This is a genomic window from Streptomonospora salina (genome assembly GCF_014204715.1).
Taxonomy (GTDB): domain Bacteria; phylum Actinomycetota; class Actinomycetes; order Streptosporangiales; family Streptosporangiaceae; genus Streptomonospora; species Streptomonospora salina.
Map to the genome: position 1 here is coordinate 440,066 of NZ_JACHLY010000001.1, position 24,231 is coordinate 464,296.

General features: G+C 71.0%; 22 protein-coding genes and 1 tRNA gene. 6 read left to right on the forward strand and 17 right to left on the reverse strand.

All coding sequences use genetic code 11. The annotated features are described in order from the left end of the window. Nucleotides 1–115: 115 nt before the first annotated feature. Both HNR25_RS02045 and HNR25_RS02050 read left to right on the forward strand, forming a co-directional pair. A complete protein-coding gene (locus HNR25_RS02045) occupies nucleotides 116–976 on the forward strand; it encodes a helix-turn-helix domain-containing protein (RefSeq protein WP_184632962.1) in 861 nt (286 codons plus the stop codon). Next, entirely contained in the window at nucleotides 973–1,227 is a 255-nt protein-coding gene (locus HNR25_RS02050) for a DUF397 domain-containing protein (RefSeq protein ID WP_184632964.1), read from the forward strand. The genes HNR25_RS02045 and HNR25_RS02050 overlap by 4 nt, the downstream gene beginning before the upstream one ends. A gap of 67 nt (nucleotides 1,228–1,294) precedes the next feature. On the opposite strand, the gene HNR25_RS02055 is transcribed toward HNR25_RS02050, so the two are convergent. The 7 genes from HNR25_RS02055 to polA form a co-directional block, all read right to left on the reverse strand. Further along, nucleotides 1,295–1,957 (reverse strand): class I SAM-dependent methyltransferase, encoded by a 663-nt coding sequence (locus tag HNR25_RS02055; RefSeq protein ID WP_184632966.1) that lies wholly within the window; start codon nucleotides 1,955–1,957, stop codon nucleotides 1,295–1,297. Between the two features lie 563 nt (nucleotides 1,958–2,520). Beyond that, nucleotides 2,521–2,652 (reverse strand): hypothetical protein, encoded by a 132-nt coding sequence (locus HNR25_RS26370; protein ID WP_281387414.1) that lies wholly within the window; start codon nucleotides 2,650–2,652, stop codon nucleotides 2,521–2,523. A 43-nt stretch (nucleotides 2,653–2,695) separates the two neighbouring features. After that, nucleotides 2,696–3,289 carry a dephospho-CoA kinase gene (gene coaE, locus HNR25_RS02065; protein WP_184632968.1) on the reverse strand — a complete coding sequence of 198 codons (594 nt, stop codon included), beginning with the start codon at nucleotides 3,287–3,289 and terminating at the stop codon, nucleotides 2,696–2,698. 10 nt (nucleotides 3,290–3,299) lie between these two features. Then, nucleotides 3,300–3,812, reverse strand: a complete 513-nt coding sequence (locus HNR25_RS02070; RefSeq protein ID WP_184632970.1) for a GNAT family N-acetyltransferase — start codon at nucleotides 3,810–3,812, stop codon at nucleotides 3,300–3,302. Between the two features lie 113 nt (nucleotides 3,813–3,925). Further along, on the reverse strand, nucleotides 3,926–5,428 hold the full coding sequence (gene rpsA, locus HNR25_RS02075) for a 30S ribosomal protein S1 (protein WP_184632972.1): 1,503 nt from the start codon (nucleotides 5,426–5,428) through the stop codon (nucleotides 3,926–3,928). A gap of 422 nt (nucleotides 5,429–5,850) precedes the next feature. After that, nucleotides 5,851–6,282, reverse strand: coding sequence for an alternative ribosome rescue aminoacyl-tRNA hydrolase ArfB (gene arfB, locus HNR25_RS02080; RefSeq protein WP_184632974.1), 432 nt, complete (start codon nucleotides 6,280–6,282; stop codon nucleotides 5,851–5,853). 125 nt (nucleotides 6,283–6,407) lie between these two features. Next, entirely contained in the window at nucleotides 6,408–9,185 is a 2,778-nt protein-coding gene (polA, locus tag HNR25_RS02085; protein ID WP_184632976.1) for a DNA polymerase I, read from the reverse strand. Nucleotides 9,186–9,383: 198 nt separating this feature from the next. Here polA and HNR25_RS02090 point away from each other — a divergent pair, with 198 nt between their 5' ends. After that, a complete protein-coding gene (locus tag HNR25_RS02090; RefSeq protein ID WP_184632978.1) occupies nucleotides 9,384–9,800 on the forward strand; it encodes a PaaI family thioesterase in 417 nt (138 codons plus the stop codon). Between the two features lie 355 nt (nucleotides 9,801–10,155). Next, nucleotides 10,156–11,397 (forward strand): ABC transporter substrate-binding protein, encoded by a 1,242-nt coding sequence (locus HNR25_RS02095; protein WP_184632980.1) that lies wholly within the window; start codon nucleotides 10,156–10,158, stop codon nucleotides 11,395–11,397. Nucleotides 11,398–11,678: 281 nt separating this feature from the next. On the opposite strand, the gene HNR25_RS02100 is transcribed toward HNR25_RS02095, so the two are convergent. From HNR25_RS02100 to HNR25_RS02120, 5 genes are all read right to left on the reverse strand, one after another. Then, nucleotides 11,679–12,467, reverse strand: a complete 789-nt coding sequence (locus tag HNR25_RS02100; protein WP_184638699.1) for an ABC transporter ATP-binding protein — start codon at nucleotides 12,465–12,467, stop codon at nucleotides 11,679–11,681. A gap of 104 nt (nucleotides 12,468–12,571) precedes the next feature. Beyond that, nucleotides 12,572–13,471 (reverse strand): ABC transporter ATP-binding protein, encoded by a 900-nt coding sequence (locus HNR25_RS02105; RefSeq protein WP_184632981.1) that lies wholly within the window; start codon nucleotides 13,469–13,471, stop codon nucleotides 12,572–12,574. Next, on the reverse strand, nucleotides 13,461–14,447 hold the full coding sequence (locus HNR25_RS02110) for a branched-chain amino acid ABC transporter permease (RefSeq protein ID WP_184632984.1): 987 nt from the start codon (nucleotides 14,445–14,447) through the stop codon (nucleotides 13,461–13,463). Before HNR25_RS02110 ends, HNR25_RS02105 begins: the two co-directional genes overlap by 11 nt. Nucleotides 14,448–14,459: 12 nt before the next feature. Then, on the reverse strand, nucleotides 14,460–15,911 hold the full coding sequence (locus HNR25_RS02115; RefSeq protein WP_184632986.1) for a branched-chain amino acid ABC transporter permease: 1,452 nt from the start codon (nucleotides 15,909–15,911) through the stop codon (nucleotides 14,460–14,462). Nucleotides 15,912–16,337: 426 nt separating this feature from the next. Then, nucleotides 16,338–16,916 carry an ANTAR domain-containing response regulator gene (locus HNR25_RS02120; protein WP_184638701.1) on the reverse strand — a complete coding sequence of 193 codons (579 nt, stop codon included), beginning with the start codon at nucleotides 16,914–16,916 and terminating at the stop codon, nucleotides 16,338–16,340. A gap of 553 nt (nucleotides 16,917–17,469) precedes the next feature. Between HNR25_RS02120 and HNR25_RS02125 the strand changes: the two genes are divergently transcribed. Both HNR25_RS02125 and HNR25_RS02130 read left to right on the forward strand, forming a co-directional pair. Beyond that, a tRNA-Leu gene (locus HNR25_RS02125) sits at nucleotides 17,470–17,543 on the forward strand. A gap of 311 nt (nucleotides 17,544–17,854) precedes the next feature. After that, entirely contained in the window at nucleotides 17,855–18,793 is a 939-nt protein-coding gene (locus HNR25_RS02130) for a DUF1266 domain-containing protein (RefSeq protein ID WP_184632988.1), read from the forward strand. A gap of 112 nt (nucleotides 18,794–18,905) precedes the next feature. On the opposite strand, the gene pyk is transcribed toward HNR25_RS02130, so the two are convergent. The 5 genes from pyk to HNR25_RS02155 all read right to left on the reverse strand — a co-directional run bounded on the left by pyk (nucleotide 18,906) and on the right by HNR25_RS02155 (nucleotide 24,220). Then, nucleotides 18,906–20,336, reverse strand: a complete 1,431-nt coding sequence (gene pyk / locus HNR25_RS02135; protein ID WP_184632990.1) for a pyruvate kinase — start codon at nucleotides 20,334–20,336, stop codon at nucleotides 18,906–18,908. 71 nt (nucleotides 20,337–20,407) lie between these two features. Continuing rightward, nucleotides 20,408–20,962, reverse strand: coding sequence for a type 1 glutamine amidotransferase domain-containing protein (locus HNR25_RS02140; RefSeq protein WP_184632992.1), 555 nt, complete (start codon nucleotides 20,960–20,962; stop codon nucleotides 20,408–20,410). A 164-nt stretch (nucleotides 20,963–21,126) separates the two neighbouring features. Beyond that, on the reverse strand, nucleotides 21,127–22,026 hold the full coding sequence (locus tag HNR25_RS02145; RefSeq protein WP_221457411.1) for a prenyltransferase: 900 nt from the start codon (nucleotides 22,024–22,026) through the stop codon (nucleotides 21,127–21,129). A gap of 133 nt (nucleotides 22,027–22,159) precedes the next feature. Then, nucleotides 22,160–22,558 carry a DUF2784 domain-containing protein gene (locus tag HNR25_RS02150; protein WP_184632994.1) on the reverse strand — a complete coding sequence of 133 codons (399 nt, stop codon included), beginning with the start codon at nucleotides 22,556–22,558 and terminating at the stop codon, nucleotides 22,160–22,162. A gap of 195 nt (nucleotides 22,559–22,753) precedes the next feature. Continuing rightward, nucleotides 22,754–24,220, reverse strand: a complete 1,467-nt coding sequence (locus tag HNR25_RS02155; RefSeq protein ID WP_184632996.1) for a glutamate synthase subunit beta — start codon at nucleotides 24,218–24,220, stop codon at nucleotides 22,754–22,756. Between the last annotated feature and the right edge of the window lie 11 nt (nucleotides 24,221–24,231).

Below are 24,231 nucleotides of genomic sequence, written 5' to 3' on the forward strand. Positions count from 1 at the left end.
GACCCGGAGAACCGTGCTGGCCTCTGAGTCACTTTCCATATACACATAGTAGTTAGAGATTCTCTATGATCAAGTCTTATAGAGAATCTCCGTACATCCCGCTAGGGTCCTCCTCATGACACGATCGCTCAGTCCTACGGTGCGCCGCCGTCGCCTCGCCCGAGTCCTGCGCCAACTCCGCGAGGCGGCCAAGCTGACCCTCGATGCCGCTGCAAAGCAGTCGGGCGTTCCTCGCGCAACCTTGGGGAAGCTCGAAACCGCGGAGCTCAAGCGCATACGCCTCTCTGACCTAGACTCGCTCGCCAGGCTCTACGAGGTGGACAACGAGAGTCGCCTGGCGATGCACCAGTTGGCCAAAGACGCGACCGAGCGCGGCTGGTGGTCCAAGTACAAGGACGTCTTCGGCGCTCAAGCTCTGCCTGACTTCGAGGTCGAAGCGTCGATCATCAAGACGTTCCAGCCCCAGGTCATCCCAGGGCTCCTGCAAACGCCCGCCTACACCCGCGCCGTCTTCACCGGTACCAACGCCTTCGCGGAGGACGAGGTCAAGCGGCACGTGGACGCGCGGATGGAACGCCAACGCATCCTCACCCACCCTTACCCGCCGGAGTATGCCGCCATCATCGACGAAGCCGCCCTACGCCGCCCTGCCGGCGGACCTCGTTGCACGTCGGAGCAGCTCCACCACCTCATCGACATGGCAAGGCTCCCGCACGTGACGGTCCACGTGCTGCCCTTCTCAGCAGGGATGCACGCAGCGAGCCTCGGCGGATTCGTGATCATGGAGTTCCCCGAAGCGTCGGATCCCTCGATCGCACACTCGGAAACCCCTACAGCTAGCCTCTTCGTTGAGGCAGAGGAGGAGATACGGCGCTACGACGCGATGTGGCGCGAGGCCCACAACGCCTCTCTCACGGTGGCCCAATCCATCGACTTCATCAACGACGTCATCTCAACGCTAGAGTGTGAGCAGTGACAACTCTGAAGTTCCGCAAGAGCAGTCATAGTGGCGCAGGCCAGGACTGCATCGAGGTAGCCCCCCTCCCCGCCCCCTTCCACAAGAGCAGCTACAGCGGACAGGGAGTCGACTGCCTCGAAGCCGCCCCCCTCTCCCCCTCCCCCGGTGCCGCGCTGCGCGACTCCAAGCACCCCGATCTCGGCCATCTCGCTTTCCCCGCCGGCGAGTGGGACGCCTTCCTCGCCGCCGCCCGCGACGGGGCGCTGTAGGGCGGCGGGCTCGGCTGGCCGGCGCCCGCATCCGGCGAGGTTGCGTATCCGCGCGACCGTCGCCCGCTCAGCGCGACGCCTGCACGATCAGCGTGCCGATGCGGTCGGGTTCCGGGGCGGGCTCGGTCCACGCCCGCACGTCGGCGAACCCGTGCCGGGTCAGGATCTCTTCCCAGGTTTCGGGCTCGTAGGCCCACCGGTACACCCAGACCCGGCGGCCGCGGAAGCCTCCGCCGTACATGCCCTGGACGCCGTAGCTGCCGGGCACGGGAGGCGCGTGGGAGAACACCAGGCGCCCGCCCGGTGCCAGGCGCTCACGCACCAGGGGCAGCAGCCGGTCGGGGTCGGTGAACCACAGCGCTCCCCAGATCGAATAGATCGCGTCCCAGCAGCGGTCGGCCTCGGCGAGATACGCGCACCCCTCCCCTCGGGTGAATGAGGCACCGGGCAGGTGCCCCCACCGCTGGCGGGCCTGGTCGCACTGGAGCGGGGAGACGTCGATACCGGTGGCCTCGATCCCTTTCGACGCCAGGGCGGCGACGGCGTTGCCGCGCCCGGACCCGAGCTCCAGGGCGGAGAGCGGCTCCCCGAGCAGCTCGTCGCCGGGTCCGTGGCCCTCGTACTGGCACCAGCCGAACGCGTTCTTCAGCGCGTCTTCGGGGGACTCGGCGGCGACTCCGGAGGCATAGCGGTCCCAGTAGCCCGCAAGGTCGCAGGTGGCATCGGCCATGGTCGGGGCCCTTGTGACTCGGAGGGACGGGACCCGACTCACGGTAGCGGCGACGCTGCGTGTGCGGTAGAAAAACAGGTGAAATGGCCGGTACCGCGCGCAGCGCCGGCTCCGCGGGAACGGGTGGTCAACGGCAGTCGGAACCGGGACGGCAGGGGGTGCACTTGGCGCCGTCGCGCTCCCACAGCGGCCGGTCCGCCGCGAACCCGTCGTTCACCACGCCTACCGGGGGTACAGGCCCGGCACCGCCATCGCGCTGTGGGCGGTCGACCAGGCAGCGCAGCAAGGCCGCGCCTGGGTCAGGCGGGGGTGCTTCTTCCCGGAACTGGTCCGCTACTACGAACAGCAGGGCTTCACCCTGGTTCGCGAGCAGCGGCGCAGGGACCTGCGTTTGTACCTGCTCGCACGCCGAGCAGAGCGCATCGGCCTCGGCGCGCTGGGCTTCACCGGCCCCGGCCTGCACACCCCGCACGACGGCCCGTCGTGGCCCCTGCCCGAGCGGTGACGCCCCACGCACCCGCGCCACCGCCGATCGAGCGCGCGGATTTTCCCGTCGTGAGCGCTCACACCCCGTAAAAACCCCGCGCTCGATCGGTCCGCAGCCCACCGGGAAGCTGTAGCGCCGCCCGGATCTCTGCGGCGCCGAGCAGGTCGGCGAAGCGGCGCGACGCCTCTGCCGCGGTCATGGTGCGCATGCTCTGAGCGTATGTCCGATCGCCGGATCCGCCGCGGACGTCCTCAGGCGCGCTCGCGCAGGTACTCCCACACCTCGGCGACCCGGGCGTCCAGGTCCTCGGGGGTGCCGGAGTTGTCGACGACGATGTCGGCAGCGGCGCGGCGGCGCTCGCGGGTCGCTTGGGCCTGGATGCGGGCGCGGACCTGGTCGGAATCCATGCCGCGGTTGTGCACGACCCGGGCGACCTGCTCCTCCTCGGGGACGTCGACGACCACGACGACGTCGTAGAGGCCGCCGAGGTCGTTCTCCACCAGCAGCGGGACGTCGTAGACGACGACCGCGTCGGCGGAGGCGCCCTTCATCAGCTCCTCGGTGCGGGCGCCCACCCGCGGATGCACGATCGCGTTGAGCTTGGCCAGCTTCGCGGTGTCGGAGAAGACGATCTCCCCGAGCTTGGGCCGGTCCAGCCGGCCCTCGTCGGTGAGCACGTCCTCGCCGAACCCGGCGACGATCTCCTCCAGTCCGGAGGTGCCCGGCTCGACCACCTCGCGGGATATCCGATCGGCGTCGATGATCAGCGCGCCGCGGCCCTCCAGCCTCCGGGCCACCGCGCTCTTGCCGGATCCGATTCCTCCGGTGAGTCCCACACGCAGCATGCCGGCGACCCTAAACGCCGGCGGGCCGGGGCTCGCGCCCGGGGACCGCCTTGCGCATGTGCACCAGCGCCACATGCTCGGACATGCGCTCGCGGTGGGTCTCGGCGTAGCCCAGGCCGCGGTAGAGGCGCAGGTCGGTCGCGTTCTGCTGCCCGGTGACGGCGGCGAACACGGCGACGTCGGGATGGGCGTGCACCAAGCGCTCCTCCACGGACCGCATCAGCGCCCGGGCGATGCCGCGGCGGCGCCGGTCGGGCGCCACGCACAGCCGGCTGACCAGCCCGGTGCCGCCCTCAGCGCGCCCGCGTACCGCGCCGACGATCCGCGTGCCCTCGACGGCTGTGCGCACGTGCCCGCGGGCGATGGCACTGCGGACGTTGTCGAGCGTCTCCGCCAGCGCGAGGACGAACGGGTCGCCGTACAGCTGGGCCTCGTCGACGAACGCGGCCCGCTGCAGCGTCCAGATTTCGCCGGCGTCCTCGGCCGCTGCGGCCCGGACGGTCGGGTCGGGCGGGGTGGGCATCGCTGCTCCCGTGGTCCATGGACGAACGCGGCTGCGGCGAGCATAGCGAAGGGCCGCCCCCGTTTCCGGGAGCGGCCCTTGGCGATTCGCGTGCCGAGCGTGCGGCGAGGGTCTTAGCCCTCGTTGCCGCCGGCGAGCTTCTCGCGCAGCGCGGCCAGCGCCTCGTCGGAGGCGAGGGCGCCACCGGTGTCGGGCTCGGGCGCGGCAGGGGCGCTCGGGGCCGCCGCGGCGGGGGCGGCTTCGTCTTCGCCGCCCTCGTACGGGGCCTCGGTGCCGGCCTCGGCCTCGGCGGCCTGGGCCTCCTCGACCTGCTTGCGGTGCGCCTCGAAGCGGGCCTGGGCCAGAGCGTACTGGCGCTCCCACTCGTCGCGCTGGGTCTCGAAGCCCTCGAGCCACTCGCCGCTGTCGGGGTCGAAGCCCTCCGGGTACTTGTAGTTGCCCTGCTCGTCGTAGTCGGCCGCCATGCCGTAGAGCGTCGGGTCGAAGTCGACCTGGTCGGGCGAGACGCTCTCGTTGGCCTGCTTCAGCGAAAGGCTGATGCGCCGGCGGTCGAGGTCGATGTCGATGATCTTGACGAAGATCTCGGTACCGACCTGGACGACCTGCTCGGGGATCTCCACGTGGCGCTCGGCCAGCTCGGAGATGTGCACCAGACCCTCGATGCCCTCCTCGACGCGGACGAACGCGCCGAAGGGAACGAGCTTGGTGACCTTGCCGGGAACGACCTGGCCGATCTGGTGCGTGCGGGCGAACTGCTGCCAGGGGTCTTCCTGCGTGGCCTTGAGCGACAGGGAGACGCGCTCGCGCTCCATGTCGACGTCGAGGACCTCGACCGTGACCTCCTGGCCGACCTCGACGACCTCGCTGGGGTGGTCGATGTGCTTCCAGGACAGCTCGGACACGTGCACGAGCCCGTCGACACCGCCCAGGTCGACGAAGGCGCCGAAGTTCACTATCGACGAAACGACACCCTTGCGGATCTGGCCCTTCTGCAAGGTGTTGAGGAAGGTCTGGCGGACCTCGGACTGGGTCTGCTCCAGCCAGGCGCGGCGGGAGAGCACGACGTTGTTGCGGTTCTTGTCGAGCTCGATGATCTTGGCTTCGAGCTCGCGGCCCACGTAAGGCTGGAGGTCGCGCACCCGGCGCATCTCCACGAGCGAGGCCGGCAGGAAGCCGCGGAGTCCGATGTCGAGGATCAGACCGCCCTTGACGACCTCGATCACCGTGCCGGTGACGACGCCCTCCTCTTCCTTGATCTTCTCGATCGTGCCCCAGGCGCGCTCGTACTGCGCGCGCTTCTTGGACAGGATGAGGCGGCCTTCCTTGTCCTCCTTCTGGAGGACGAGGGCCTCGACGTGGTCGCCGACCGCCACGACTTCGCCTGGGTCGACGTCGTGCTTGATCGACAGTTCCCGGGACGGGATAACACCCTCGGTCTTGTAGCCGATATCGAGCAAGACCTCGTCTCGATCGACCTTCACGATGGTGCCTTCGACAATGTCACCGTCGTTGAAGTACTTGATGGTCTCGTCGATCGCCGCGAGGAAGGCTTCCTCGGACCCGATGTCGTTGACCGCTACCTGGGGTGTCGAGGTTGCCTCTGTGCTGCTCGTCATGTGTGGGTGGACTCCGGATACGGACATTGGCAGAATAGGTGCGCCGCGGAATCACGCGGCCGGATCACCACCGTGCGAAACGCATTCGGACCTGAATCGAAGAATCGCGAATTCGGGCCCTACCGTGAATCCCAGGTGCCGACCGGCTTTCGCCCCCGATGCCTCGGGGTTCGAGTCGAGTATGCGGTCTGGCTGTCACACCGGCACGATCTCCGAGGTCGAGTTGCGCACGCGAGTCCACAACGCTCTTGGCACAATATGAGACGCGGGCCTCCAGGTCAATCGGAAGCGGCCGAGTGCCCCGGCCTCCCGGCCCGGCCGGCGTCGCCGCGGCGCACCACCGCGCCCCCGCCGGCGCCGGCCCGCGCAGGCGGCGCCGCCGCGCTCGCCGCATACGGCCGAGCCGGCCACCGAGGCGTCGCCTACTCGTCACCGCCGCGCCCGCGCATGCGCTTGACCTGGCCGCGGCGCTTCTTGGCCGCCAAGCGGCGCTCGGTCGACCCGCGGGTGGGCCGGGTCGAGCGCCGGGAGCGCGGGCCGGGGGCGGCCGCCCCGGACAGCAGGCCGGCCAGGCGCTCGCGCGCGAGGTCGCGGTTGCGGGCCTGGGAGCGGGACTCCTCGACGGTGACGGTCAGCACGGTCCCGCTCAGACGCCCCGACAGCCGACTCAGCGCACGCTCGCGCTGCTCGGGCGTCAGCGACTCCGTGGCGGCCACGTCCACCGACAGCGAGACCCGGGTGTCGGCGGTGTCGGCGTGCTGGCCGCCCGGTCCGCCCGAACGGGAGAACCGCCACGCGAGTTCGCGTTCGCGCAACGCGACCCGGGGTCCGTCGGGGCCGCGGGATGCCGGCATCGCACTCGCCTCCTTGCGGACTGCGCCCGCCTCGGCACCGGATTCGCCGGGCGCGGGGTGTCGGCGTCGGTCTCGGGGCGGACTGCCCGCCGGCGACACGCGCGCCGACCGGCCGCACCGGCCGCTCAGTGCGCGGCGTCGTGCCAGTCGCGCCCCACGCCCACCGAGACGGCGAGCGGCACCCGCAGATCATAGGCGCCCGACATCTTTTCCGACACCAGTTTCCGGACGGCGCCGAGCTCGTCCTCGGTGACCTCCAGCACGAGTTCGTCGTGGACCTGCAGCAGCACCCGGGAGCGGTATCCGCCCTCGGCCAGCCCGGCCTGGACGTCGAGCATGGCGACCTTGATGATGTCGGCGGCCGACCCCTGGATGGGCGCGTTCAGCGCCATGCGCTCGGCCATGTCGCGGCGCTGGCGGTTGTCGCTGGTGAGGTCGGGCAGGTAGCGGCGACGGCCCAGCATGGTCTCGGTGTAGCCGTCGCGGCGGGCGCGCTCGACGACGGCGTGCAGGTAGTCGCGCACCCCGCCGAACTGCACGAAGAAGTCGTCCACGAGGCTCTTGGCCTCCTTGGGTGCGATCCCCAGCTGCTGGGACAGCCCGTACTCGCTGAGCCCGTAGGCCAGGCCGTAGTTCATCGCCTTGATCCGGGCGCGGGCCTGGTCGTCGACCTCGTCGACGCCTACGCCGAACACGCGGGCCGCGATCTCGGCGTGGAAGTCGCGGCCGGTCTGGAAGGCCTCGATGAGCGCCTCGTCCGCGGAGAGGTGGGCCATGATCCGCAGCTCGATCTGGCTGTAGTCGGCCGTAAGGAGGTCGTGATAGCCCGCGCCGACCACAAAGGCGCGGCGGATGCGCCGCCCGGCCTCGGTGCGCACGGGGATGTTCTGCAAGTTGGGTTCGACCGAGCTGAGGCGGCCGGTGGCCGCCACGGTCTGGTTGTAGGTGGTGTGGATGCGCCCGTCGTCGGCGACGGTCTTGATCAGGCCCTCGACCGTGGTGCGCAGCCGGGTCTGGTCGCGGTGGCGCAGCAGGATGCCCGGCAGCGGATGGTCGGTGCGCCCGGCCAGCCAGGTCAGCGCGTCGGCGTCGGTGGTGTAGCCGGTCTTGATCTTCTTGGTCTTGGGCAGGTCGAGCTCGTCGAAGAGGACCTGCTGGAGCTGCTTGGGCGAGCCGAGGTTGAATTCGCGGCCCACCGCCCGGTGCGCCTCGTCGACCGCCTCGCGCACCGCGGCGGCGAACTCCTGCTCCAGCGAGTCGAGATAGGCGCGGTCGGCGGCGATGCCGGCGCACTCCATCCGCGCCAGCACCCGCAGCAGCGGCAGCTCCACGTCGCGCAGCAGGGCCGCGCCGCCGCGCTTGTCCAGGTCGGCGTCGAGCCCGGCGGCCAGGTCGAGGGTGGCGCGGGCGTAGGTGGCCAGCTCCCGGCGCTCGGCGGCGCGCGGATCGGACTCGCCCTCGTCGCCGCCCGCGCCGCCGATGTCCAAGGAGAGCTGGCCGGAGTCGCCCTGCTGCTCGCCGAGCTCGCGGTTGAGGAAGCGCCGGCACAGGTCGGCCAGATCGAACTTGCGCCCGCCGGGTTGCACGAGGTAAGCGGCGAGTGCGGGGTCGCTGGTGAGACCGCCCAGCTCGAACCCGTGGGCCCACAAGGCCAGCAGCGGCCCTTTCGCCTCGTGCAGGGCTTTGGGCAGCTCGGGGTCGGCCAGCCAGGCGGCCAGAGCGGAGGCGTCCTCGGCGCCGAGTTCGGCGGGGTCGGCCCACAGCGCCGGGCCCTGGGCCGTGGCGATCGCGATGCCGGTGAGGGTGCCGGCGCCCGCGCCCCAGGTCCCGGCGAAGGCCGCGCCGCAGCGGGCGCCGTCCGCGGCGTTGGCCCGCAGCCAGGAGCCGAGTTCTCCGGGGGCGGGCACGGTCAGCTCGACGGTGAAACCCTCGTCCTCGGCCGGTGCGTCGTCGCCCCGGGGGTCGCCGAGAACGGCGAACAGGCGGTCGCGCAGGGTGGAGGCGAATTCCAGGTTGTCGAAGAGGCCGTCCACGGCGGAGCGGTCGGCCTGGACGCGGGTGAGCCCGTCGACGGGCCGCTCCAGCTCGATGTCGGGGTCGAGGCGGTTGAGCTGCTGGTTGCGCAGGACCTGGTCGAGGTGCTCGCGCAGGTTCTGCCCGGCCTTGCCGGTGAGTTCGTCGGCGCGGGCGACGAGGTCGTCCAGCGAGCCGTACTTGGCGATCCACTTGGCGGCGGTCTTGGGGCCGACTCCGGGCACACCGGGCAGGTTGTCGGCCTTCTCGCCGACGAGGGCGGCGAGGTCGCGATAGCGCTCGGGCGGAACGCCGTACTTGGTCTCGACGGCCTCCGGGGTCATGCGGGTGAGCTCGGAGATGCTGCGGCCCGGGTAGAGCACCGTGCAGGTGTCGTCCACCAGTTGGAAGGCGTCGCGGTCGCCGGAGGCGATGAGGGTCTCCATGCCGTGCTCGCGTGCGCGGGCGGTGAGGGTGGCGATGACGTCGTCGGCTTCGTAGCCGGTGGCCGACACGCTGGCGATGCCGACCATCTTCAGCAGCTCCTGGACGAACTCCACCTGGGAGGGCAGTTCCGGCGGCGTCTCGTTGCGCCCGGCCTTGTAGTCGGCGTAGGTCTCGTGGCGGAAAGTGGGCCCCGACAGGTCCCAGGCCACCGCGATGTGCGTGGGCGATTCGTCGCGCAGCAGCTTGATCAGCATCGAGGTGAAGCCGTAGACGGCGTTGGTGGACTGGCCCGTGCTGGTCGTGAACTTCTCGGCGGGTAGCGCGAAGAATGCGCGAAACGCCATGGAATGGCCGTCCAGCAGTAGCAGCCGCCCGTTTTCGGGCGGGGGCTGCTGCGCCGTCGGCGTACCGTTCTGTCCGGGGGTCTGCTCTGTCGTCGCCACAGGTGAATCCTAGGATGCCGTGCGGACATTCGCGCGTTGCGCCGTTCGACCGGGGCCGTCGGCTCGCGGGCCGCGGCGCCTGCGGCGTCCGACGGGCCGGCGCCGGCAGGTGCGCGCGGCGACGACGGCGGGGCGGTGCCCGCGGGCGCCCGGCGCCGGCGGCGGCCCCGACACCACACGGGAGGCGGGAAGAGACCGATGGCGATCGACGCGGACCGGCTGGCCGAGATGACCGGCGCCGGCAACATGGGCGGCACCCTCGGCGAGCGGATGGGGCTGGAGCTGCTGGAAGCCTCGTCCGAGCGCGTGGTGGGGCGGATGCCGGTGGAGGGAAACACCCAGCCCTACGGGATCCTGCACGGGGGCGCTTCGTGCGTGCTGGCCGAGACGCTGGGCTCGGTGGGGTCGATGCTCCACGCGGGTGAAGGCCGGATCGCCATGGGAATCGAGATCAACGCGACCCATCACCGCAGCGTCGGCGAGGGCCGCATCACCGGCGTGGCCGAGGCCGTCCACCTCGGCCGCACGCTGGCCAGCTGGGACATCTCCGTCACCGACGACCGGGACCGCCGGGTGTGCACCGCGCGTCTGACCTGCATGCTGCGCGACGCCTGACCGGCCGGCGTGCGGGGTGCGGCGCCGGGACCGGTTCACCGGCGCCGCACCGCGGCGCGGACGGGGCGCCGGGACGCTCGGCGGCCGCGCGCCGCAGTGCACTCGGCGTGGTCACCGAGGATGAGCATCACGGCGCGATTCGTGAAAATCGGCTCTGAGCAGCGAATATGCCGCCGGCATGGGACTACGGAGAGATAACGGCATGAATCCGACTCGGCACCGAGATGCCATCCGGCCTACCGCGATCGGACCGCGTGTGTTTAAGCTCCGCTAACGCCCGTGGTTAAGTGCGATCACCCTCGCAGCGGCCACGGCGCCCCCAGCGCTACCCAGCCGGTTGAACGGAGTGTCCTCGATGCCAAGCAAGAAGGCCCTCAGCGTTACCGCGGCGGCCGCGGCCCTCACCCTCGGGTTGGCCGCCTGCGGCGGCGGAGGCGGAGACGAAGGCGGTGGCGGCGACGATCCGCTGCAGTACGGATACGTCTTCCCCGAGACCGGGGACCTCTCCCACCTCGGACCGCCCCAGATCAGCGCCGCCAAGTACGCGCTGCAGGAGATCAACGACGCCGGCGGCGTGCTCGACTCGGAGGTCCCCGGCATCCTGTCCGGGGACGAGGCCAACGACGCGGCCCAGGCCAACGACGCCGCCGGCCGCCTCATCGACCAGGACGCCGACATCATCCTGGGCGCAGCCGCCTCGGGCATGACCCAGGCCATCATGGACTCCGTCACCGGCGCCGAGGTCGTCCAGTGCTCGGGCTCCAACACCGCGCCCGGCCTGGCCGCCGAGGACGACACGGGCTACTACTGGCGCACCGCGCCCAGCGACACCATGCAGGGCCCGGTCCTCGCCCAGCAGATCGCCCAGGACGGCCACCAGAGCGTCGCGATCTCCTACCGGGCCGACGACTACGGCGAAGGCCTGGCGAACGCCGCCGCCGACGCGCTGGAGCAGAACGGCATCGAGGTCGCCGCGAACGAGGGGTACGACCCCAACACCGCCAACTTCGACTCGGTCGTCAGCGACATCTCCGCCGCCGACGCCGACGCGGTCGTGCTGGTCGCCTTCGAGGAGGGCGTGCAGATCATCACCGGCCTGATCGAGGACGGTGTCAGCGCCGACACGATGTACGGCACCGACGGCCTGAACGACGAGACCCTGGCCGAGAAGATCGACGCCCAGGACTCCAGCACCGTCGCCGGCTTCCAGGGCACCGCGCCCGACAACGGCGAGCAGGAGTTCATCGACGGCCTGCAGTCCTTCGACGAGGAGCTGGAGGTCCTCCAGTTCTCCGGGCAGGTCTACGACTGCGGCATCGTCACGGCTCTGGCCGCCGAGCAGGCCGAGAGCACCGATCCCACGGTCTTCGTCGAGGAGATCCGCTCGGTCTCGCGTGAGGGCACCGAGTGCTCCGGCTTCCAGGAGTGCAAGGACCTGATCGCCGACGGCGAGGACATCGACTACCAGGGTGTCAGCGGTCCGCTGAACTTCGACGAGGACGGCAACGTCACCTCGGCGACGTTCCAGATCTACGGCTACGGCGACGACGGGGCCCACAGCAAGCAGGACGAGATCACCGTGGACTCCGAGGCCTAAGGCCGCTTACGCGCAGGCGCGCACCGCCTGCGGCACAGGCCCCCGGCCGGTCTCCCCCGGACCGGCCGGGGGCTTTTCGTGCGCCCGGCCGGAGGAGCCCTCCGGAATCCGCACGGGCCGGGCCGCCCTGAAGCGGAGGCTGCGGCGACGGGGCCGGGCGCACGAAGCGCGTGGCCCCCGCCCGCTTCCGGCAGCCCCACCGGGGCACGCTCCACGGCACGCGGGGGCGGTGCGCCGTGCGCACCGCCCCCGCGTCCGGGCCGCCGTCTCCGCGGTCGCCGCTACTCCGCCTTGGCCAGGGTGCCCAGGTAGAGCTCGATGACGTTGGGGTCCTCCAGCAGCTCGCGCCCGGTACCGGTGTAGGCGTTGCGGCCCTGGTCGAGCACGTAGCCGCGATCGCAGACCTGCAGGCAGCGCCGGGCGTTCTGCTCGACCATGACGACCGAGACGCCCGTCGCGTTGATCTCGCGGACGCGGTGGAAGACCTCGTCCTGGAAGACCGGCGAGAGGCCGGCCGTGGGCTCGTCCAGCAGGAGCACCGACGGCTCCATCATCAATGCGCGGCCCATGGCCACCATCTGGCGCTCGCCGCCCGACAGCGCCCCGGCCTTCTGCTTGCGGCGCTCGCCCAGCAGCGGAAACAGCTCCGCCACGGCCGACATGCGCCGCCGGAAGACCTTGGGGCGCAGGAACACGCCCATCTCCAGGTTCTCCTCGACCGTCAGGCTCGGGAAGACGTTCTGGCTCTGGGGCACGTAGCCCACCCCGTTGGAGACCAGCTCGTGGGCACTGCGGTCGACGATGCTCTCGCCGCGCAGCGTGATGCTGCCGCCGCGGACCGGAAGCAGCCCGAAGACGGTCTTGACCAGGGTGGACTTGCCCGCGCCGTTGGGCCCGATGATGCCGACGACTTCGCCTTCGCGCAGCGTCAGCGTGCACCCGTCGAGGATGTTGACCTCGGGGACGTAGCCGGCCTTCACCTCGTCGGCGACCAGCAGGTACCGGGAGTGGTCCCCCACGCCTTCGGCGGGGCCCGCCTGATCCAGCACCTCCTCGCGGTGCTCCTGCAGCTGGCCGGCCTCGTCCGGGCTCTCCGGCGGGCGCTCGGCCGCGCCGCCTTGGGCCTGCGCTTCCCGCCCGGCCCGCTCGGCCCGCTCGGCTTCTTCGGACCCGCTCACGGCTGCCCCTCCTTCCGGTCGCCCCGGCCGTCCGCGCCGGCGTCGGGATCGTCGTGGTGCGCTCCCAGGTAGGCGTCGATGACCTGCTGGTCGGAGCGGATGTCGGCGGGCCGGCCCTCGGCGATCACCCCGCCTTGGGCGAGGACCACGATCCAGTCGCTGATGCCCATGATGACGTCCATGTCGTGCTCGACGAACAGCACCGTGGTGCCTTCGTCGCGCAGGGAGGTGATGTGCTCCAGCAGCGACTGCACCAGCGCGGGGTTCACTCCGGCCATCGGCTCGTCGAGCATCACCATGGCCGGCTCGACCATCAGCGCTCGGGCCATTTCCAGCAGCTTGCGCTGGCCGCCGGAGAGGCTGCCGGCGATGTCGTCCTTCTTGGCGTCGAGCTTGAACCGCGCCAGCAGCTCCATGGCGCGCTCGCGGTTGGCGGCCTCCTGGCCGGTCCACAGCCAGCGGCCGAAGGCGCCGACGAAGCGCTCGCCGCGCTGGCCGGGCGCGGCCAGCAGCATGTTCTCCAGCACGGTGAGCCGGGTCAGCGCCTTGGTGAGCTGGAACGTGCGCACCATGCCGCGCTGGGCGACCTTGTGCCCGGCCAGGCCGTCGAACCTGCGGCCCTGGAAGGTCCACTCCCCCGCGTCGGCCCGGTCGAAGCCGGTGAGCACGTTGAAGAGCGTGGACTTGCCGGCGCCGTTGGGGCCGATCAGCGCGGTGATGGTGCCCCGCTGGACTTCCAGGTGGCCCACGTCCACGGCGGTCAGGCCGCCGAAGGAGCGGCGGACCCCGTCGGCCCGCAGGATCGGGTCGGTCTTGCCCGAGCCGACCTCGGGTTCGGCGCCCGACATCAGGTCCCGGCCCGCCTCGGGCGCGCCGCGTGTCGCGTCACTTGACATTGACCAGCATCTCCTTGCGGTTTCCGACGATGCCCTGCGGTCGGTAGATGATCAGCAGCATCAGGACCACGCCGACGAGGGCGTGGCGCAGCGGACCGGAATCGGAGGTGGCCAGGAACGGCAGCACATCCGTCGAGGCGATACTGCGCAGGGTCTCGTCGAAGAGCGTGAGCAGGAACCACATGATCATCGGGCCGACGACCGGGCCCCAGAGGGTGCCGACCCCGCCCAGCAGCAGCATCGCCCACAGGTAGAAGGTGACCTGCGGCATGAACTGGTCGGGGTGGATGTTCTGCTGGTTGAGCGCGATCATGGCCCCGGCCAATCCGCCGAACACGCCGCCGAAGACCAGGCTCTGCAGCTTGTAGGTGAACGCGTCCTTGCCGAGGCTGCGCACCGCGTCCTCGTCTTCGCGGATGCCCTTGATGACACGGCCCCACGGGCTGTGCATCAGCAGCGCGGTCATCGCCACGCCCAGTGCCACCAGGCCCCAGCAGATCAGCGTCAGCCACAGCTGGTCGGCGTCGAAGTCGACGTCGCCCACACCGTAGGAGCCCGCGGGTACCGGGTTGGCCGCGTAGAAGGCGTCGGCGAAGCTGTTGCGGCCGTAGACGCCTCCGGTGACCGGGCGGGCGAACTCGGCACGGTAGACCAGCCGCAGCACTTCGGCCACCGCGATGGTGGAGATCGCCAAGTAGTCCGAGCGCAGCCGCAGCGTCGGGATTCCCAGGAGCAGCGCCAGCACCGCAGAGCAGCCCAGGCTGATCACGAAGCCCACCGACAGCGGGAGCCCGAAGGTCGTCACGCTGATCGCGACGCCGTAGGCGCCCACGAGCATGAACCCGACCTGGCCGAAGTTGAGCAGTCCGGTGTAGCCGAAGTGCATGTTCAGGCCGATGGCCGCGAGCACGTAGACGGCCGCGATCGGCCCGATCGCCGTCTCCAGGGACAAGGCGAGGATCGTCATTGTGTCCATCGTCCGTCTCCCTTAGCCGACCCGCTCGCGCCGACCGAGGATCCCCTGCGGTCGGACCAACAACACGACGATCATGATGAGCAGCGCCCAGACGTTCATCAGCTGCGGCGAGAACCACAGCGTCGACAGCTGGGCGATCAGGCCGATCGCCAGGCCGCCGACCATGGCGCCGTAGGCGGTTCCCAGCCCGCCCAGGATCACCGCGGCGAACATCAGCAGCAGCAGGTGGAATCCCATCTGCCAGTACACCGACTGGTTCAGCCCGAGGAACACGCCGCCCAGCGCCGACAGCGATCCGCCCAGCACCCAGACGTAGACGGTGACCCTGCCGACGTCGATGCCGGAGGATTCGGCCAGGTCGCGGTTGTCGGAGACCGCGCGCATGGCCTTGCCGATCCGGGTGAACTGCAGCATGCTCGCGACCAGGACCAGCACCAGGACCGACACCACCATGATCGACAGGTCGCGGGGCGTGACGGCGATCGGCCCCCACTCGATCATGTCCTGGATCCGGAACTGCACGTACTTCTGCCGGTTGGCGTCGAAGACCACCAGCAGGAGGTGGCGCAGCAGCAGGGCGATGCCGATGCTGACGATGAACATCTGGATCATCGCGACGTTGCGCCTGCGCAGCGGCCGCCACAGGAACCGCTCCAGCAGTCCGCCGAGCAGTCCGCCGCAGGCGACGGCGAGCACGGTGGCCACGACGAAGGGGTTGGTGAGCATGCTGAGGCCGGGGACGTCCCGGAAGGGCTCGTGCAGGGAGGTCAGCGCCGAGGTCCCGCTGAAGATCATCGCCATGATCGCGCCGAAGGTGACCATGTCGCCGTGGGCGAAGTTGATCAGCCGGGTGGTGCCGAAGATCAGCGAGAGTCCGACCGAGGAGATGGCGATGATCAGTCCGAAGAGCAGGCCGGCCAGCGTCAGCGAGACGACCTCGCCGGTCATGCCCGATCCTTCGGGTGCGGCGGGGGCGTCTACGCCACCCTCGCCGTCGCCGTCGGCCGATCCCGAACCGTCGGCGTCGCCGGTCTCCTCGGCGCCGTCCGACTCCGACTCGCCGGGAGAGGCGGGGGCCTGGCCCTGCCCGGCCGGGGCCAGTCGGTAGACGACGGCGAAACGCTGGTCTTCGCGGACCTCGACGTCGCGCTCGGCTCCCGCCGGGACTTGCATGACGTCGTAATCGTCGGGCACCGACTCCTCGTCGAGCACCACGTGGTAGCCGCCCGGGTCGGGCAGTTCCACTTCCCAATTGCCGTCGGAGTCGGTGGTCGCTTCGCCGACCTGTTCGCCGTCCTGCGAGACGGTGATGCCGATGTCCTGGACACCCGCGTCGTCGTCGCCGGGTTGGCGGATCTGGCCGAAGAGCGACGCACCGCCCTGGGTGTCTGCTGCTACCGGCCCCGGGATCGCCAGGGTGGCGGCGATCAGGGCGAGCAGCACCGTAACGAGGCGTGTGCGCACTCGCGCTCCTTGCGCATTCGTCAGTGGCCGGAGCCGGTCTGTGTCCGATTCCGGCTGGTTGCTGTTCGGTGGCGTGAGTTTAGCCCGCTTTACCGAGTGCGTTCAGCATCTCTTATGCCGCGTGATCCAAACTTCACCGCTTTGTGTGCATCCGTGATGGAAACGGGACATCGCTCCTGTTGACGGGGCATTTCCGCAGCGGCGTTCGGGGTGTTCCCGACGCCGGACGCGGACCGCCCCGTCGCCGCCCGTGTCGGTGCGCGGTCCCGGGCCGGCGGGGTGCGGGGGTGGGAATCGGCGGGGTGCGGGGGTGGGAATCGGCGGGCCCGCGGCCGCTGTCGCTCCTGCGCCGACCGGGCATACGCAACCCCGGCGCGAAGGCTCCGCGCCGGGGCGGGTCGAATGGGCCCGGATCGGGCTGCGGGGCTACTGCTCCTGCGGGCCCTGCTCTCCGAGGGTCTCGACGACGGTCTCGGCCACCTTGCGCATGGTGAGCCGGCGGTCCATGGAGTTCTTCTGGATCCAGCGGAACGCCTCGGGTTCGCTGAGGCCGTGCCGGCTCTGCAGCAGCCCCTTGGCGCGCTCGACCAGTTTGCGGGTGTCCAGACGCTCCTGGAGTCCGCTGACCTCGGCTTCCAGGGCCGAAAGCTCGGCGTAGCGACTGACGGCCATCTCGATGGCCGGTGTGAGGTCGGCCTTGTTGAACGGCTTGACCAGGTAGGCCATCGCACCGGCGTCGCGGGCGCGCTCGACCAGCTCGCGCTGGGAGAACGCGGTCAGTATGACGACGGGGGCGATGCGCTCGGCGGCGATGCGCTCAGCCGCCGACAGCCCGTCGAGGACGGGCATCTTGATATCGAGGATGACGAGGTCGGGCCGGTGCTCGGTCGCCAGGCGTATCGCCGTCTCGCCGTCCCCGGCTTCGCCGACGACGGCATAGCCGTCCTCCTCAAGCATCTCCTTGAGGTCGAGCCTGATCAGGGCCTCGTCTTCCGCGATCACCACGCGGCTCTGCGTCGTCGTCACCGTTCCTCCCGAAGGATGCCCCGGCCGTGCGGCCGAGGAGGAATCCGGGCCGCGTGTCCCCGGAATCGCTTATTCACGTGGTTCCCTTCTGCAAAACTGGAGGCATACGGGGGCCGACCGGTGCCGAACCCCGGGCCGAAGCGTCGGTGCAGGTGAACCGCACGTCGGCGGGCGCGCTACCCGGGTGGACCGTGGCCCCGGCCGACCGGCACCACGCCTACCATACCGAGGGCGCGAGGACCCGCTAAAGCAGGCCGACCCCGGCGCGGCCCGGTATGCGCCCGGTGTGCGCAGGCCACCGCCCGGCGCGACGCCCCCGTGCCGCGCACCGGAAGCGGCCCCGCCGGTCGGACGGGCGCACCGCCGCTCCGCACGGTGGAAGCCTCTGGCACACGGTTCCCGCGTTCCCTGAACGCTACCGGGATCCGCTACGATGAGCAGCAGCGGCCACGGGAACCGCAGCCGGGTTGCGACTCGGCTTCCGCGACATGTCGCCGGGTTTCGGCTGTGTCGACTCCGTTCCCGCTCCGCAGCCCTGATACGCCAACCGGCAGAGCGAGCGAGCTCAAACCTCGTACAGTGTGGGTTCGAATCCCACTCAGGGCACCGTGCACGCTTCCGCCCCGCGCCCGCAGCACCCGCGGCGCCGTCGGTGCCCGGCGGAGCCGCGCCCCGGTCCTCCCCGGTTCCCCGCTTCTCCTGCGGGCCCGATTCCGCTCCCCGGTGCGGCCACCGCACCGCCGGAGAGCTCCGCCCGGTCACAGTGCAGCCACAACACGAGCACGACCGGTGAGTACGGTCGCCATGGCCGCCGCGGGTCGCCGATCCTGGACTTCTGGCGGATACGTGGACAGCGACTCGGGCGGCACCTTGGGCCGCCGTGCGGAGCTGTCGGCAGCGAGCAAGAGGAGAGCCTGGTGCTGACCGCGGTGGCGGCGATCGCCGGGGCGCTGACGACGAGCGCCTGGATCCTGGTTTCGTGGGGCTCCCAGCGTCGGCAGCCCTGGCTGATGGCCCCGCTCGCCCTCGCCATCGTGCTGCTCGTCGTACTGGACCGGCCGGGCTGGGCGTTGGCACCCGCACTGCTGCTGGCCGCGGGCAGCTTCACGGAACTGGTGGTGGGTTCGCGCGAACCGCCGGGGCTGCACACCGCCGACCCCGAGGCCGCGCTCAGCACCGAGCGCTGGGCCGCGGCCGTAGCCGCTCCCTTCCGCACCGCCCTGGCCGAACCGTGGGACACGGTCGAGCGCCCCCAGCTGCGCCGCCGCTACCGGCGCACGCTGGAACGCGAATGGGGTGTCGTCGACCGTGCGTCGCTCCTGGCGGCGATCGAGCGGCTGTGGGAGGAGCTGCACAGCGGAGACGACGCCGACCTGCGCATCGACTTCGCCGCCGGGACGCTGCGCGGACGCCCCCGGCCCGGCACGCCCCGCGAACGGGTGGTGCGGCTCTCCGCCGAGCAGGTGGCGCGGCTGCGCGCCGTCACCGGCGCCGACGAGGGCACCGCGACCGTCGTCGTGGCCGCCCACCAGTGGTGGCGCTCGGCGCAGATCATCCGGTTGGCCTGCGGCGGGGCCGCCCTGGAGTGGCTCAGCCGGGTCGAAGTCCAGAGTCTGCTGCGCCGCACGGCAGCCGACCTGCAACGCCGCTACACGGGCTGGCAGCAGCTGGCCGAGGCCTTCCACGGGGGCTACCTGCTCACCTGCCCCCAGCGGGGGCCGGGCTGGGAGCGGACGTGGACCGCGCTGGGGCTGCTCGCCTTCGATCCGGCGAGCCCGTGGCAGCGGCTGCCCTGGGATATGCCGCTGGAGCGGGTCCCCTACGAAGGCGGGCTGCCCAGCGCCCTGCAGAGCTAGACGATCCACGAGGCCGGCGGGTCCCGCTCGGCCCTCCCCGGCCAAGCCCGGAGGGCCTGGCGGGGTGAGGGCCGGTGTGGGGAGGCGTCAGCCGCCTCGACCCGGGACCGGATCAGCGGCCGTGGGTGATGGCGTCGCCGATGCGGTGCACGCGCAGCGAGTTGGTGGAACCGGGTGTACCGGGCGGGCTTCCGGAGACGACGACGATCTTGTCGCCCTTCTGGTAGATGCCCATTTCCAGCAGTTCCCCTTCGACCTGGCGCACCATGTCGTCGGTGTGGTCGACCCAGGGGACGAGGTGGGTGTCCACGCCCCAGGTCAGAGACAGCTGCGACCGTGTCGACGCCTGAGTGCTGAAGGCCAGCAGCGGGACCGGCGAGCGGTAGCGGGCCAGGCGCCGGGCGGTTTCGCCGGACATGGTGAAGGCGACCAGGGCCTTGGCGCCGACGGTGGCTCCGACTTCGGCGGCGGCGCGGGCGATGGCCCCTCCGGTGGTCTCGGGGACCCGGTTGAGGACGTGGGAGGCCCGCAGGGACTCCTGCTCGGCGGCCGCCACGATGCGCGCCATGGTTTCGAGGGTCTCTATGGGGTAAGCCCCCACGCTCGTCTCACCCGAGAGCATGACCGCGTCGGCGCCGTCCAGGACGGCGTTGGCGACGTCGGAGGCCTCAGCGCGGGTGGGCCGGGCCGAGGTGATCATGGACTCCAGCATCTGGGTGGCCACGATCACCGGCTTGGCCTTGTCCCGGCACCGCTCGACGGCGCGCTTCTGCACCATCGGGACGTTCTCCAGGGGCAGCTCAACGCCCAGGTCGCCGCGGGCGACCATGACGCCGTCGAAGACCTCGATGATGTCCTGGAGCCGTTCGACGGCCTGCGGTTTCTCGATCTTGGCGATGAGCGGGACCCGCACCCCGACGTCGTCCATGATCCGGTGGACGTCGTCGGCGTCGGCCGGGCTGCGCACGAAGGACAGCGCGACCATGTCGACGCCCTCCTCCAGGGCCCAGCGCAGGTCGTCCTCGTCCTTCTCGGTCAGCGCGGGCACGCTGACCGAGACGCCGGGGAGGTTGAGCCCTTTGTGGTCGGAGACGGGGCCGCCGATGAGGACCCGTGTCTGGACCTCGGTGTTGGTGGCCTTGGTGCACTCCAGGACCACGTTGCCGTCGTCGATGAGGACGCGGTCGCCGGGCCGGACGTCGCCGGGCAGTCCCTTGTAGGTGGTGGAGGCCCGGTTGTGATCGCCGGGGACGTCCTCGACGGTCACCGTGAACTGGTCGCCGGCGGCCAGCTCGACGGGTCCGTCGGGGAAGCTGCCCAGACGGATCTTGGGCCCTTGCAAGTCGGCGAGGATGCCCACGCTGCGTCCGGAGGCCTCGGCGGCCGCTCGGACGTTGGTATAGCTCGCGTGGTGGTCCTCGTAGGTTCCGTGGCTGAGGTTGAGTCGCGCTACGTCGAGTCCCGCATCGACGAGCGCGCGGATACTCTCCGGGCTCGACGTCGCGGGACCGAGGGTCGCGACGATTTTGGCTCGACGTGTCACGCTTAACACTCTAAAGCGTATGGACAGTGCAGTGGTCTAAACCAGGTTGCGAGCGGGCGTACACCGGGCCGCTACTCGGCGAACGCGCTGAGCAGCGCTTCGTCGAAGGCCGGAATGTCGTCGGGGTTCCGGCTGGTGACGAGCTTGTTGGGCCCTGTGGAGCAGACCACGACCCGCTCGTCCACCCACTCCCCGCCGGCGTTGGTGATATCGGTCCGCAGACTCGGGAACGAGGTCAGGCTCCGTCCGGAGACGGCGTCGGCCTCGATCAGGATCCAGGGTGCGTGGCAGATGGCGGCGACCGGCTTGGCCCTGTCGAAGAACCCCTTCACGAAGGAGACCGCGCTCGGGACGGTGCGCAGGAAGTCGGGGTTGGCTACGCCGCCCGGCAGCACGAGCCCGGCGAAGTCGTCGGGGCCGGTGTCCTCGACGGTGGCGTGGACGGTGAAGGTGTCGCCCTTGTCGAGGTGGTTGAACGCCTGGATGCGCCCGGATGAGGTCGAGATCAGCTGCGGGAGGCCGCCGGCCTTCTCCACCGCCTCCCACGGTTCGGTGAGCTCGACCTGCTCGGTTCCCTCCGGAGCGGCGAGGAATGCGATGACGGATCCGTCGAGGTCGGAAGCCATAGGGGCGGGTCCCTTTCGTGCGACTGCGTTCCCGGCGGTCGCGGCGCCGCCTGGCGCCGCGGGCGCGTCCGGGCTCTGCCCGTGTCTCCGCTACCCACGGGCCGGCGGCTTACGCGCGTCCCGGGCGCGCCCCCGCACGGCCGGCCGGGTCCCAGCGCACCGGATCAGCCGCTGCGCACCGTGGGGACGTCGGAGGCAAGGCGGCCGTAGTCGCACAGGATCGTCAGATTGCGCACGGTCAGCAGGCCGCGCCATTCGTTGCGGGCGCTGGGTGCCCAGCTGTGCCAGGTGATGTCCCAGCCGCCGTCCTCGCTCCAGCGCTGCAGGAGCCCGTCGAGGTCGGCGGCGATCTCGTCGTCGCTGAAGAGGCGCCGCGCGATGTGGTCGGGGCGGCGGGCCAGGTCCAGGGGCCGGTGCACGTGGCCCTGGACCCGGGGGTCGGTCTCGATGACGGCGCGGATGGCCGGGGAGATCCGGTCGAACTCCTCCTGGGCGCGCCGGCGGTCGGGCACGTTCTCCAGGAAGGTGCATACGGCGATGGCCTCTTCGGGCGTGGTCCAGCGCAGCGCACCGATACGGGACCAGCAGAAGGCGGTGGCGCGGTCGCGCCAGCCGGGGCAGATGCGGTGGCGGTGCATGAGACCGGCCAGGGTCGCCGTGGGGTTCAGCGCTGCGTCGAAGTCGCTGCGTTCGCGCCACCAGGGCGCCGCCTCGGTGTGGCGGGCGGTGGGCAGCACGGGCGGGACTCCCCCGCTGTCGCGGGCGACGCCGGTGAGGTAGCGGCCGATGCCGTCGGCGATGCCTGCGGGGACGGGGCCGAGTTCGTCCAGGTAGCGCAGGGCGAGCGCGACGGCGGCGGGCTGGCTGCCGTGGCCGCGCAGGTCGGGTTCGAGGCCGTTGCCGAATCCGCCGTCGACGTTGCGGTAGGAGTCCAGGGCCGCGCGGATGGGCTCGCCGGAGCCGGCACGGAAGTGGTAGGCGAAGCGGTGGCGGTCGATCAGTCGGGCGTCGCGCGAGACGAAGTGCTCCGCGGAGCGGAGGGCTTCCGGGGTCACCATGCTCATACCCCCGAATGTACGCCTGCCCCTCGGGGCACCAACAAAGGGGAAATGCCCGCTATGCCCCGATATTACCCTTCCTTGCCTCACGGAATGCCCGCTTTGCGGGGATTTGCCGGAGCGAAATCCCCACGGTCCCTTAACGCGAGCCGGCTTGTCCCGCCCGTTCACCCGCGGCACGGCGCCACCGCAGCAGCAGGTACAGCGCCACCAGCCACGACAGCGCCACCACCACTCCCACGGCGAATTGGACCTCGGCCAGGTAGCGCTCCGGGTAGACGACACCGGTCAGGTAATGGTCGATGAACCCCTCGGCGGGCAGGCCCTCCAGGCCGGCTCGCTCACGCGCCCAGTGCTCGATCCCGGTGAGCGGGCACTGCCACTCGAAGTCGATGATGCCCAGCGCATAAGCGCATACCGCCAAGTGCGGCCAGAACGCCCGCGGCCACCGCCACACCAGGAATCCGCCCAGGGCCACGTAGCACAGGAAGCCGAAGTGCAGCAGCATGGCAGCATCGGCGAGCAGGCGGTAGCCCATGCCGGAATGCCTACCCGTCCCGCGCCCCGAATACCCGCTCGATACGGCGGTCCGGGGCGGGCGCCCGCCCCGCGGCGCACCGTGGCGCCCGGCGCGGGAGGGGCCGCCGGAACGGTGTCCGGCGGCCCCTCGCCTACGGTCCGGCCCGGGTACCCGCGGCGGGCGCGCACCCGTCCGCCGCGGGCCCGCCCGCGTTCAGCTCGCGGTCAGCGGCCGCTCCGTGGGCGGAACGGCGGTGGGCAGCACCGTTTCCTCGCCGCCGCTGAGGAAGCGGTCCACGCTCGCCGCCGCCGAGCGGCCCTCGGCGAGGGCCCACACGATCAGGGACTGGCCGCGGCCCATGTCTCCGGCGCAGAAGACGCCGTCGACGGTGGTCGTGTAAGCGGTGTCGCGGACGACGTTGCCGCGCCCGTCCAGGTCCACACCCAGGTCCTCGATCAAGCCCTCCTTCTCGGGGCCCACGAAGCCCATGGCCAGTGTGACCAGACCGGCGGGGATCTCGCGCTCGGAACCGGGCACCGGCTCGAACCCCTTGTCGGTGCGCTGGACGTCGACCAGCTTCAGCGCGCGCACGCGCCCCTGGTCGTCGCCCAGGAACTCCAGCGTGTTGACCGAGTAGATCCGCTCGCCGCCCTCCTCGTGGGCGGTGGAGACCTTGTAGACCATCGGCATGGTCGGCCACGGCTGGTTCTCCGGCCGCTCCGCGGCCGGCTTGGCCGTGATCTCCAGCTGCGTGACCGACAGGGCGCCCTGGCGGTGGGCGGTGCCCACGCAGTCCGCTCCGGTGTCGCCGCCGCCGATGACGACGACGTGCTTGCCCTCGGCGGTGATGGCGGGCTCGTCGGTGTCGCCCTCCTGCACCCGGTTGGCCAGCGGCAGGTACTCCATGGCCTGGTGGACGCCGTCGAGCTCGCGCCCGGTCACCGGGAGGTCGCGCGAGGCGGTGGCGCCGCCGGCCAGCAGAACGGCGTCGTGCTGGGTGCGCAGCTCCTCGACGGAGACGTCCGCTCCCACGTTCACGCCGGTGCGGAACCCGGTTCCCTCAGCGCGCATCTGGCCCAGGCGGCGCTCGATGTGGTGCTTCTCCATCTTGAACTCGGGGATGCCGTAGCGCAGCAGCCCGCCGATGCGGTCGGCCCGCTCGAAGACGGTGACGTCGTGGCCCGCCCGCGTGAGCTGCTGGGCCGCAGCCAGCCCGGCCGGACCCGAGCCCACCACGGCGACCTTCTTGCCGGTGCGGACCTCGGGCGGCTGGGGGCGCACCCAGCCCTCCTCCCAGGCCCGGTCGATGATGGAGTTCTCCACGTTCTTGATGGTCACGGCGGGCTGGTTGATGCCCAGCACGCACGCCGACTCGCACGGAGCCGGGCACAGTCGCCCGGTGAACTCCGGGAAGTTGTTGGTGGCGTGCAGCCGCTCGATCGCCTCGCCCCAGTCGTGGCGGTGGACGAGGTCGTTCCACTCGGGGATGAGATTGCCCAGCGGGCAGCCGTTGTGGCAGAACGGGATGCCGCAGTCCATGCAGCGCGACGCCTGCTTGACGACGGTGCCGCGGTCGGCCTCTTCGTAGACCTCGTTCCAGTCCTGGATGCGCACGTCGACCGGGCGCCGAGCGGGAAGCTCCCGCTCGGTGATCGTGAGGAACCCCTTCGGGTCAGCCATGTCGTGTCTCC

Bases quoted from the DNA above. Each gene is read 5' to 3' on its own strand.
- HNR25_RS02105 (WP_184632981.1), bottom strand. From the start codon at position 13,471: ATGTCAAGTGACGCGACACGCGGCGCGCCCGAGGCGGGCCGGGACCTG.
- HNR25_RS02140 (WP_184632992.1), bottom strand. From the start codon at position 20,962: ATGGCTTCCGACCTCGACGGATCCGTCATCGCATTCCTCGCCGCTCCG.
- rpsA (WP_184632972.1), bottom strand. From the start codon at position 5,428: ATGACGAGCAGCACAGAGGCAACCTCGACACCCCAGGTAGCGGTCAAC.
- HNR25_RS02095 (WP_184632980.1), top strand. From the start codon at position 10,156: ATGCCAAGCAAGAAGGCCCTCAGCGTTACCGCGGCGGCCGCGGCCCTC.
- HNR25_RS26370 (WP_281387414.1), bottom strand. From the start codon at position 2,652: ATGCGCACCATGACCGCGGCAGAGGCGTCGCGCCGCTTCGCCGACCTG.
- HNR25_RS02045 (WP_184632962.1), top strand. From the start codon at position 116: ATGACACGATCGCTCAGTCCTACGGTGCGCCGCCGTCGCCTCGCCCGA.
- arfB (WP_184632974.1), bottom strand. From the start codon at position 6,282: ATGCCGGCATCCCGCGGCCCCGACGGACCCCGGGTCGCGTTGCGCGAA.
- coaE (WP_184632968.1), bottom strand. From the start codon at position 3,289: ATGCTGCGTGTGGGACTCACCGGAGGAATCGGATCCGGCAAGAGCGCG.
- HNR25_RS02145 (WP_221457411.1), bottom strand. From the start codon at position 22,026: ATGAGCATGGTGACCCCGGAAGCCCTCCGCTCCGCGGAGCACTTCGTC.
- HNR25_RS02155 (WP_184632996.1), bottom strand. From the start codon at position 24,220: ATGGCTGACCCGAAGGGGTTCCTCACGATCACCGAGCGGGAGCTTCCC.
- HNR25_RS02090 (WP_184632978.1), top strand. From the start codon at position 9,384: ATGGCGATCGACGCGGACCGGCTGGCCGAGATGACCGGCGCCGGCAAC.
- HNR25_RS02070 (WP_184632970.1), bottom strand. From the start codon at position 3,812: ATGCCCACCCCGCCCGACCCGACCGTCCGGGCCGCAGCGGCCGAGGAC.
- HNR25_RS02110 (WP_184632984.1), bottom strand. From the start codon at position 14,447: ATGGACACAATGACGATCCTCGCCTTGTCCCTGGAGACGGCGATCGGG.
- HNR25_RS02055 (WP_184632966.1), bottom strand. From the start codon at position 1,957: ATGGCCGATGCCACCTGCGACCTTGCGGGCTACTGGGACCGCTATGCC.
- HNR25_RS02150 (WP_184632994.1), bottom strand. From the start codon at position 22,558: ATGGGCTACCGCCTGCTCGCCGATGCTGCCATGCTGCTGCACTTCGGC.